Genomic DNA, 9,611 nt, shown 5'->3' on the forward strand with positions numbered 1-9,611 from the left:
GTATTCTTAATCGATTGCAATGCTTCCTTGGAATACCTGGCGGGCAGGACCGGATAGCACCACCTCTGTAAAGCGGTCCTCATCCTCCTTCTTAAATTTAACTTCCAAGGCACCCCCTAAGGTTTTGATCCGGATGTGATTTTGTCCAGAAAGGCTGCCATGTACCAAAGCGCAGGCCGTCACACCGGTACCGCAGGAAAGCGTCTCATTTTCCACCCCCCGCTCATAGGTCCTCACGTTAAGATCCTGGTCATCCAGCACTTCCACAAAATTGACATTGGTGCCCCGTGGGGAGTATTTGGAGCTGTACCTGATGTTGGCACCTTCTTCCACCACGGGGTAATGTGCCACGTCGGCGACAAACTTCACATGGTGGGGGGAACCGGTATTGAGAAAATATTCCTCGCCGTCCTTGGCGATGCCCGGCACATCGTTCATTTCCAGATGGACGATATCATCTTTGTAGACTGCCTTATGCGGGCCGTCGATGGCCAAGAAATGGGTTTCTTCACTGATTATCCCCAAAAAATGAGAAAAGGCAACCGCGCATCTCGCACCGTTGCCGCACATGCTCTGAGTTCCGTCAGAGTTGAAGTACACCATTTCAAAATCATATTCCGGATGATTTCTGATCAGAATCAGGCCATCTGCCCCTACTCCAAACTTTCGGTCACAGATGCTGTTGATCAAGGGCAAGTTTTGTAGACCGAAGGCATTCTGGCGATCGTCCACCATAACAAAATCATTGCCCGTACCCTGATATTTATAGAACTCCAAATTCATTCAAATCCTTTGATTATTAAGCGAAGAATATATTTTCAAAAACCAAACCAAGTCGGATGAGTTATAAAATACGGCCAAACTTGTCAGAAATTCGGACTTAATGGCCGACCTCTTTTTTGTATTGGGCAATTATGGCTACCTTAGTGTGAGAGCCCCGTTGGTTTTGGATCACAATTTTATGCAATAATATGAACATAAATAAATTATAATATGAGCAATTTTTCGAGAAGGAGTTTTCTTTCCCGCACCACCAAAGCTACCCTGGCCATAGGAATCGGGTCTAGTGCGATGGGATCTGCGCTGATGGCCTGCAGCACCGGCCCGCAAAAGGACACAGTCCTGGACAACCTCCGAACTGGCTTCACCCAAACAGACCTGCCATATGGCTTTGCTGCCCTTGAGCCGCATATCGATGCCAAGACAATGGAAATCCATTATACCAAACATGCCAAAAGCTACGCCGACAAGCTGCAGGAAGCCGCCGAAGAGGAGGATGTGGACACCGGCAAACCTTTGGAAGAGGTGATGATGAACATCTCTCGCTACTCTGACAAGATGAGAAACAACGGCGGTGGACATTATAACCATGAGCTCTTTTGGAAAATCATGTCTCCCGACGGAGGTGGGCAACCCCAAGGGGACCTGGCCCAGGCAATCAATGATTCATTTGGTAGCTATGATGAGTTTGTGAGCAAATTCGAGGAAGAAGCCAAGGACAGGTTTGGTTCTGGATGGGCCTGGCTGGTACTGGACAGGGATAAAAACCTCGCTGTAGGCTCCACGCCAAACCAGGATAACCCACTGATGAACGATGTGGATTTCCAGGGCATTCCCCTGATGGGCATTGATGTATGGGAACACGCTTATTACTTGAAGTATCAAAATGAGAGAGGCGAATACATTTCCAACTGGTGGAATGTGGTCGATTGGGCTAAAATCTCCGAAAGATATGAGCGCCTAAAAGGCTAACCCAACTCTAAAATCCAAGCATACTTAGCCTGGGGTTTTGCGTAAAAGCAAATTCCCAGGCTATTTTTTTGTACTTAAACGCTGTACAATTGAGACTTTGAAGCAATTTTTTACCACCATATAAAACACTAATAAATAGACACTTAGCAAACACCCAGTTTGACCAACTAAAAATAATTGTACTATAGTGGCATAGCATTTGTAAAAATCGGGGAGATAAACCAACAAATACATTTATGAAAAAATCATTTTTGAACATCGCAAAAGTAATGATGCCATTTGGCTTGGCCTTTGGCATGATTGCCTGTACGACTACCGAGGACGGCACACCTGTGGAATCAGAGAGCCGTGTGGCCCTGAGGGCTACCGCTGACCAGAATGTGGGTGGGGAAAACAGCCGTGTGGATGTAGGAGCCATGTCCGTGACAGAGTTTCAGGTGGGCACCCAAGATGTGGAAATGCGCTATGCCGCAAAAAGTGAGATTGGCGCCGGCATCAACTTGGGCAACATCAGCCTGTCCACCAATCTGAATGCTGAACTGGGCACATCCGCTTCCCAGCCAAAGTCTAATCTTTTGATCCAAAACGGCGAACATCAAACAGCCGTGATCGGAGAAGGCCGCACACCCGACGGAACCTACACAGAAATTACCTTTGATCTGTATCAGAACACCAATGTGGAGCAGGACCATTTTGCCTATGGCAAGTCCCTTTACATCATTGGAGAAGTGAACAACACGCCGACCCGAATCTGGTTTGAAACCGAAGAGGAGCTAAGAGCCACCTCCAGAGATACCGGAGGCTATGCCATCGACGGAGATGCCGACTTGTGGTTGTATTTCGATCTGCAGAGCATGTTTAATGGAGTGGATTTCTCCGCTGCCACAGATGCTGATGCTGATGGATTTATTGATATTGGACCGAATGACGTGGACGGGAATGGAGACATTCACGCCGCCATCAGAGCCAACCTAGACTCTTCTGTGGAGTTTGTAAAGTAACATTTTTTTTATCCTAATCACCCCTAAAGGCCGGCGAAAGTCGGCCTTTTTGTTTTTACAGTCAATGGGATGAAAATTATAAAAAAACCACTGAGCAGCAGAGGCACCAGAGAAGATCTAGAGATTAAGTAGTAAAATTGGATAATTTACGGCTATGGACAAAAAAAAATAGGCCGGTAAAACCAGCCTATTTTTTATTGAGCGAAAGGCAAGATTTGAACTTACGACCCCAGCCTTGGAAAGGCTGTGCTCTGCCACTGAGCTACTTTCGCATTTGTACGTTAAAAAATATCCCTAAAAATCCCAGATTGCCAAAAAGGCATCAAAAAATCAGTTCTAAAAAATTACAGCTTCCGTATGAAGTTGTATTGAGCGAAAGGCAAGAATTGAACTTACGACCCCAGTCTTGGAAAGACTGTGCTCTGCCACTGAGCTACTTTCGCTTTTGTACACTAAAAACTCATTCAAAAAAGTTTCCCTATGCCATTAAATATGGCTGAAAAAATAGTTGAAAAAGCAGCTTGCATCCTTATAAGGCAAGCTATGGAGCGAAAGGCAAGATTCGAACTCACGACCCCAACCTTGGAAAGGTTGTGCTCTTCCACCTGAGCTACTTTCGCATTGTTATTGAGCATTTATGCAATTACGGTTCCAAAAACTGGCACAACCCTAACTTTTTCGACTCCAATCCAACAACCTACTGATATACAGTCGGAAAAAATATTAAATATTTGAATAGTGCAAAAATGGTGATTCATCGAGGGATTTGGACTGTTTTAAATTGGGATTGGTATTTACGAGACGGGAAACGGAAGACCGGAGACGGAAGACGGGAGGGCATAAAAAAAAGCCGCTCAGATCTGAGCGGCTTTTGTACCAGGAGCGGGAATCGAACCCGCACGGCCTTACGGCCACAAGATTTTAAGTCTTGCGTGTCTACCTATTCCACCATCCCGGCAGCATTTCTTTTTACAGAAAGGCTAAAACAACAAAGCCCTTTTTCAAGGGCTTTAGAGCGAAAGACGAGATTCGAACTCGCGACCCCGACCTTGGCAAGGTCGTGCTCTACCAGCTGAGCTACTTTCGCTTATTTGTTTTTTTGTTTGCTTTCAATCTCGTGCGATTGTGGATACAAAGGTATAGCACTTTTCCTGATTTGCAAACTCCCCGCTGAAAAAAAATCAATAATTTTCGCCTTTTAAGCCCTATTTACTGATTTTCAGAAGCTTATTTTTTATCAGCTTTTATGCATCATTATTCTCACAAGCTCCAAGGAAGAATTGATCTTCAATTTCTTCATGATATTCTTTCGGTGCGTCACCAGTGTATTTGGGCTAATCCCCAATTCCTTGGCAATGTCACTCGCCTGAACCCCATTAACGATGAGCTGCGCCACTTCATATTCCCGTTTGGAAAGCTTGTTTTTGGCCACATCTTCAAATTGTTTGGCCATTTTGATCAGCGCACCGTTATCGGCTGTATAGTGGAATTCCCAATGGAACTTTGCCGGATCTGGCGGAGCATTCAATCTCATGCAAATCTGAAGGTCCAAAATGATATTCCCATTTTCATCCGTCATAAAGGGAACAATACTGGTCTGCTGCCAGATCTCCTCACCGGTAAGCCTGTGGATCCACCTGTAGGTATAACTCGCCCCAAAGGTCTTTTTTTCATTAAGACTTAATGAATCATAGGTATCGATATTCATCTTCTGGAATTTGAGCACTTCCTCTCTATCCTCATGATGAAACATCGACATGGTGGCCTCCAAGCCATACCGCTTGAAGTATTCTGCCGGCAAGCCCGACACATCAAATATATTGTCCGTAAAGAAAGCGAGGCTAAAATCCCTGTAATCAAAACTTCCCACAATCAGGTTGTCTTTGACTCCTACTTTCTCACTGAATTCTCGAAGCTCCTGAATGAATTTCTCTTCCTTTTCCTGGCGCCCAAACTCTCTATTTGACCAAGCATGGAATAGCTTCCTATACTTGTCTTGAGTCTTTAGCGCTTCCAATAACTCTACACCCATATTCTTATTCGTTCTTCCTATAGCGCTATAATAGCTAAAATCGTTCAATTATATAAGATTACTCCAGCTTTTTTTTGATTTCATTGAGTTTTATAAGGGCCTCCACTGGGGATATAGTATTAATATCAAGTTTTTCGATCGTTTCCTGAATTTCCTTAAACTTTGGATCTATTTCGAAAAGGCTCAATTGATAGTTGTTTTTCGGAACATCCTTCAGTTTTTCCTGCTGCTGGTGCAGGCTTTTATCTTTTTCCAAGTGGGACATGATCTCAGACGCTCTCAATACCACCGGATTGGGCATACCGGCCATCTGCGCCACATGGATACCAAAACTGTGTTCACTGCCCCCTTCCTTGAGTTTACGCATGAAGACCACCTTATTGCCCACTTCCTTCACTGAAACGTTGAAATTCTTGACCCTCCCAAAGTCTTCAGCTAATTGGTTAAGCTCATGGTAGTGGGTGGCAAAAAGCGTCTTGGCCCTGAATTTTGGATGGTTGTGAAGAAACTCCACAATCGACCAAGCTATGGATATACCATCATAAGTAGAAGTACCCCGGCCGATCTCATCCATGAGCACGAGCGACCTGTCGGAAAGGTTGTTTAGGATGCTGGCCGTTTCGGTCATTTCGACCATAAATGTAGATTCCCCTTTACTCAGGTTATCAGATGCCCCCACACGGGTAAACACCTTATCAATTAGCCCAATCCTGGCATAGCTGGCAGGTACAAAACTACCCATCTGGGCCATCAACACGATTAAGGCGGTCTGCCTCAAAAGGGCCGATTTACCGGCCATGTTGGGTCCGGTGATAATGATGATCTGCTGGCTGGAGTGATCAAGGTATATATCATTGGGAACATACTCCTCCCCGATCCCCAGCTGTCTTTCGATCACCGGATGCCTACCATCTTTTATTTCGATCACATCTGTATCGCTGCATTTGGGTCTACAATAATTGTTGGCTTGGGCCACCTGGGCAAAAGACAACAAGCAATCCACCATGGCCAGCATCCTGGCGTTTTGCTGGATACTGGCCACATATTCGGCCGCATCCTGCACCAACAGCATGAAGTATTTTTGCTCTAAGGAAATCAGCCTTTCTTCGGCATTCAGGATTTTTTCCTCATAAACTTTCAGTTCCTCGGTGATATATCGCTCCGCATTTACCAGCGTCTGCTTTCTGATCCACTCTGCGGGAACTTTGGCTTTATGGGTATTGGAGACTTCCAGGTAGTATCCAAACACTTTATTATAGGCTACTTTAAGAGAAGAAATACCGGTTTTTTGTATTTCCCTCTGCTGCATCTGAAGCAGGTAATCCTTACCGGAATTGGCCAGCCTCCTGTATTCATCCAAATCGGGATCCACACCGTTTTTGATCACGCCGCCCTGGTGGGTGAGCATAGGGGCATCCTCGAGAAGTTCATTTTCTATCTTTTCCAGCAAAAACTCGCAGGAATTGATCTGGTCAGCTATTTTCTTGAGGGATGGGTTCTTTTGCTTTTTGAGCAACTCCTTAATGGGCAGCGTGCTTTTGAGCGCTCTTTTCAGCTGATTCATTTCCCGCGGGTTGATCCTACCCACGGCTACTTTGGAAATCAGCCTTTCCAAATCCCCAATGTGCTTCAAATGCCCCAGGATCTCTTCACTCATTTCGCTTTCCTTGGAGAAATACTCCACGACATTTAACCGTTCCTCAATCTGCTCTTTTTCCTTTAGCGGCAGCACCATCCACTTTTTCATCAACCTCGAACCCATTGGGGTGACCGATTGGTCCAAAATCTGAATTAATGGAACCCCACCTTCCTGCTGCGAATAAACCAACTCCAGGTTGCGGATGGTAAACTTATCCAGCCAAACGAATTTTTCCTCAGCGATCCTGGAGATGGAGGCGATATGCTTGACCTCTTTGTGTTCGGTTTCTTCCAAATAATACAGAATGGCTCCGGCGGCCACTATGCCTTCATCCAAGTTTTCAATACCAAAACCTTTTAGACTGCTGGTCTGAAAGTGTTCAGTCAGTTTTTCATAGGCATAATCATACTGATAGACCCAGTCTTCGCAGTGAAAAGTGTTGAATTGGTCTTTTAAAATCTCAGCAGCACTGCTTTTTTGGGCCTTGGAATAAATTACCTCAGAAGGGGCAAAGCTCTGAAGCAGCTTTTCTATATAGGAAGTACTTCCCTGACTGGTCATAAACTCCCCGGTGGAAAGGTCCAAGAAAGCCAGCCCATGCTCGGTTTTGCCGAATTTTATGGAAGCCAAATAATTGTTTCGGCGCTTATCCAGCACATTATCGTTGAAGGAAAGACCGGGGGTCACTAATTCCGTGACACCTCTTTTGACGATCCCTTTTACCTCTTTCGGGTCCTCCAATTGATCGCAAATCGCCACTCTATTTCCCGCTCGAACCAACTTGGGCAAGTAAGAATCGAGAGAATGGTGGGGGAAACCTGCCAGTTCGATATGGGAGGCTGAGCCGTTTGCCCTCTTGGTGAGCACAATGTCCAGAATCTTGCTAGCCTTGATGGCATCCTCCCCAAAGGTTTCATAAAAGTCACCCACCCTAAACAATAACAATGCGCCAGGGTGCTTGGCTTTTATGGCATTATATTGCTTCATCAAAGGGGTTTCTTTGGATTTGGTTTTGGCCATTTTAAGGGGGATTTAATTCTTTGTGCTAATTTTGAGGTTCAATTTAAACCTTGAAATTAAAGGTTTTTAATCAAAAAGCAGATGAAAAAATTAAGTATGGACGAATTAAACCGTCTGTCTGTCGAAGAATACAAGCAAAAGGACAAAACGCCCCTGGTATTGGTACTAGATAATGTGAGGAGCCTAAATAATGTGGGGTCGTCATTCCGTACCGCGGATGCTTTTCGCTTGGAAAAAATCATGCTTTGTGGCATTACAGGTACTCCCCCGCACAGGGAAATCCAGAAAACCGCTTTGGGCGCCACCGAATCGGTAGATTGGGAGCATTTGCCATCTACCCTGGAGGCTGTGGAAAAGCTCAAGCAGGAGGGCTATCAAATCCTGGCCATTGAGCAGGTGGACAAAAGCCAAATGCTTCATGAATTTCAGCCTGAAGAGGGACAAAAATACGCCATGGTATTTGGCAATGAGGTGTTTGGGGTAGAGCAGGAGGTGATCCAAGCTTCCGACAAGGTCATCGAAATCCCCCAGCTGGGAACCAAGCATTCCCTGAATATTTCGGTTACCATGGGGATTGTGATTTGGGATTTGGTCAGTAAAATGGGGGTTTTGGGGAAATAGAAAAACCCGGACCTTTCGGCCCGGGCATCCAATTGTCCGAGGATTAATTCAGGACAATTTGTTCACCTAGATAAAAAAGTTAACCACACACTGTTTTTAATATCTGAAACATGGGATGATCCTGCTTCGGCGGTCCCTTTGGTTAGGGTCTCCGAAAAGGAAGCTATATCGGATGGAAATCTCATGTGCTCCTCCGGCATTGATAAGACCAAGCTTTGAAGTGGTAAAGTCAAAGCTGTATCCGATATCGACTCCACTATCAAGCGAAAAGCCGAAAAGCGCCACGATGGATTCATTGTTAGGCAGAGAATATTTGGAGGGCAAACCTCTATACCACAGCCCCATTACCATAGGTTGCAGATAAATCTGGGTACCGATATCCAATTGGTTGAAAGGATCCTGATGTTTTACATTGAAAGCAAAGGAAATCTCCCTTTCCTGCCTGGAATTGCTAAAGAAGTTGTTGATACTGCCGTTTCCCAAATCAAAGCGAATTCCGCCGTGTGCGGAAAGTTTCATGGGCAGACGGCTGATGTTGTCATCCAAAAAACTCTGGTTGGGCTGGGTGACATGGTGACCGGAGATCCCCACCCAGTAGGTTTCCCCGTTGAGCAGCATCCCAAAATTGAAATCTGCAAACCTGTGCCTACTGTCCGTTCCCAGCAGTTCACCGCTAAAATCATCAATAGCACCGCGGTGAATGTCCAGCTGGGAACCGAAAACCAGATTGTTGAAGTTTACATCCCTGCCAACATAACTCACCTGGCCGCCAAAACGCAGGAAGGTATTCATGTTAAGCCTTACCCTATAGGAATAAATGGCTCCCACCTCCATGGTGCTTAAATGGGCCATGCTCTCTCTGTTGCCATTGAAAATCAAGCCTATCCCACTGTTGATATCAAACATGTAGTGGTCTATATAGGCGGTGTAGGAATTGAAGGAATGGTCCAGCCCTGGCCATTGGTTACGGTAATTTACCCCCACGCGGGTCACCTCCGAAGATCCCGCAAAGGCAGGATTTAGGTACATAGGATTGGCATAAAACTGTGAGTATTGCACATCCTGGGCCGCTGCCTGAAAGGCGGTGCCTAAAAGTAAAATGAGTAATAGAATTTTTTTCATCTTCACGGTGGTTAAGTAATCCTTCCAGTAAGCGGTGAACAAACTAGAAGTCTTTAAAAAAATACTCTTTACCAACACTCTCTGCCGGCCTACTTTTACTCTTGCAATTCTTAATTATTCAAGGTTTAAATTATGTACTATAAATCGGAATATTTGCATTTCATCTTTAGGAATAAAATTTTATGTTTTTCATATACCCCTAAATGATATTTCTATAATCATCTGATTCATAGTAAATAATGAAAGATTATTGGTTTTTGCAAAATATTAATTGATTTATTTTCCAGCGAAACAGAACATCGAAAAACATAATTTTTCTAAAAATTATGCAATAAACAATTATCTGGAGATGAGGTGCTTTTTTTGGGGTTTTATTGAAAGTGGGAAGGATGGAAAAAACTTTTGTTTTACGAAGAAAAGGGAC

General features: G+C 44.7%; 7 protein-coding genes and 5 tRNA genes. 3 read left to right on the plus strand and 9 right to left on the minus strand.

The genetic code is table 11. The features are described 5' to 3' along the window. Positions 1-6: 6 nt before the first annotated feature. A complete protein-coding gene (gene dapF / locus KIH41_RS12070; protein ID WP_213944453.1) occupies positions 7-783 on the minus strand; it encodes a diaminopimelate epimerase in 777 nt (258 codons plus the stop codon). Between the two features lie 210 nt (positions 784-993). Here dapF and KIH41_RS12075 point away from each other — a divergent pair, with 210 nt between their 5' ends. Together KIH41_RS12075 and KIH41_RS12080 are read left to right on the plus strand one after the other, a co-directional pair. After that, positions 994-1,752: a superoxide dismutase gene (locus tag KIH41_RS12075; RefSeq protein ID WP_246539107.1), complete on the plus strand. Its 759-nt coding sequence runs from the start codon at positions 994-996 to the stop codon at positions 1,750-1,752. 236 nt (positions 1,753-1,988) lie between these two features. Next, complete coding sequence (locus KIH41_RS12080; RefSeq protein WP_214162551.1) at positions 1,989-2,753, plus strand: hypothetical protein; 765 nt, start codon at positions 1,989-1,991, stop codon at positions 2,751-2,753. Positions 2,754-2,953: 200 nt separating this feature from the next. Here KIH41_RS12080 and KIH41_RS12085 read toward each other — a convergent pair. The 7 genes from KIH41_RS12085 to mutS all read right to left on the minus strand — a co-directional run bounded on the left by KIH41_RS12085 (position 2,954) and on the right by mutS (position 7,444). Then, positions 2,954-3,025 (minus strand) — tRNA-Gly (locus KIH41_RS12085). A 99-nt stretch (positions 3,026-3,124) separates the two neighbouring features. Then, positions 3,125-3,196 (minus strand) — tRNA-Gly (locus KIH41_RS12090). A 101-nt stretch (positions 3,197-3,297) separates the two neighbouring features. Then, positions 3,298-3,373, minus strand: a tRNA-Gly gene (locus KIH41_RS12095). 254 nt (positions 3,374-3,627) lie between these two features. Beyond that, a tRNA-Leu gene (locus tag KIH41_RS12100) sits at positions 3,628-3,711 on the minus strand. A 56-nt stretch (positions 3,712-3,767) separates the two neighbouring features. Continuing rightward, positions 3,768-3,840: transfer RNA gene (locus KIH41_RS12105), tRNA-Gly, on the minus strand. 150 nt (positions 3,841-3,990) lie between these two features. Further along, the gene (locus KIH41_RS12110) at positions 3,991-4,785 is read right to left on the minus strand and encodes a helix-turn-helix domain-containing protein (protein WP_213944451.1); all 795 of its coding nucleotides are present in this window, start codon (positions 4,783-4,785) and stop codon (positions 3,991-3,993) included. A gap of 58 nt (positions 4,786-4,843) precedes the next feature. Next, the gene (gene mutS, locus KIH41_RS12115) at positions 4,844-7,444 is read right to left on the minus strand and encodes a DNA mismatch repair protein MutS (protein ID WP_213944450.1); all 2,601 of its coding nucleotides are present in this window, start codon (positions 7,442-7,444) and stop codon (positions 4,844-4,846) included. 81 nt (positions 7,445-7,525) lie between these two features. Between mutS and KIH41_RS12120 the strand changes: the two genes are divergently transcribed. Further along, positions 7,526-8,065: an RNA methyltransferase gene (locus KIH41_RS12120; protein WP_214162552.1), complete on the plus strand. Its 540-nt coding sequence runs from the start codon at positions 7,526-7,528 to the stop codon at positions 8,063-8,065. Between the two features lie 96 nt (positions 8,066-8,161). Here the strand turns inward: KIH41_RS12120 and KIH41_RS12125 are convergent, their stop codons facing one another. Next, positions 8,162-9,187, minus strand: a complete 1,026-nt coding sequence (locus KIH41_RS12125) for a PorP/SprF family type IX secretion system membrane protein (protein ID WP_213944448.1) — start codon at positions 9,185-9,187, stop codon at positions 8,162-8,164. Positions 9,188-9,611: the final 424 nt, after the last annotated feature.

The organism is Litoribacter ruber, assembly GCF_018500185.1.
GTDB lineage: Bacteria > Bacteroidota > Bacteroidia > Cytophagales > Cyclobacteriaceae > Litoribacter > Litoribacter ruber.

Bases quoted from the DNA above. Each gene is read 5' to 3' on its own strand.
- dapF (WP_213944453.1), bottom strand. From the start codon at position 783: ATGAATTTGGAGTTCTATAAATATCAGGGTACGGGCAATGATTTTGTT.
- KIH41_RS12075 (WP_246539107.1), top strand. From the start codon at position 994: ATGAGCAATTTTTCGAGAAGGAGTTTTCTTTCCCGCACCACCAAAGCT.
- KIH41_RS12080 (WP_214162551.1), top strand. From the start codon at position 1,989: ATGAAAAAATCATTTTTGAACATCGCAAAAGTAATGATGCCATTTGGC.
- KIH41_RS12110 (WP_213944451.1), bottom strand. From the start codon at position 4,785: ATGGGTGTAGAGTTATTGGAAGCGCTAAAGACTCAAGACAAGTATAGG.
- mutS (WP_213944450.1), bottom strand. From the start codon at position 7,444: ATGGCCAAAACCAAATCCAAAGAAACCCCTTTGATGAAGCAATATAAT.
- KIH41_RS12120 (WP_214162552.1), top strand. From the start codon at position 7,526: ATGAAAAAATTAAGTATGGACGAATTAAACCGTCTGTCTGTCGAAGAA.
- KIH41_RS12125 (WP_213944448.1), bottom strand. From the start codon at position 9,187: ATGAAAAAAATTCTATTACTCATTTTACTTTTAGGCACCGCCTTTCAG.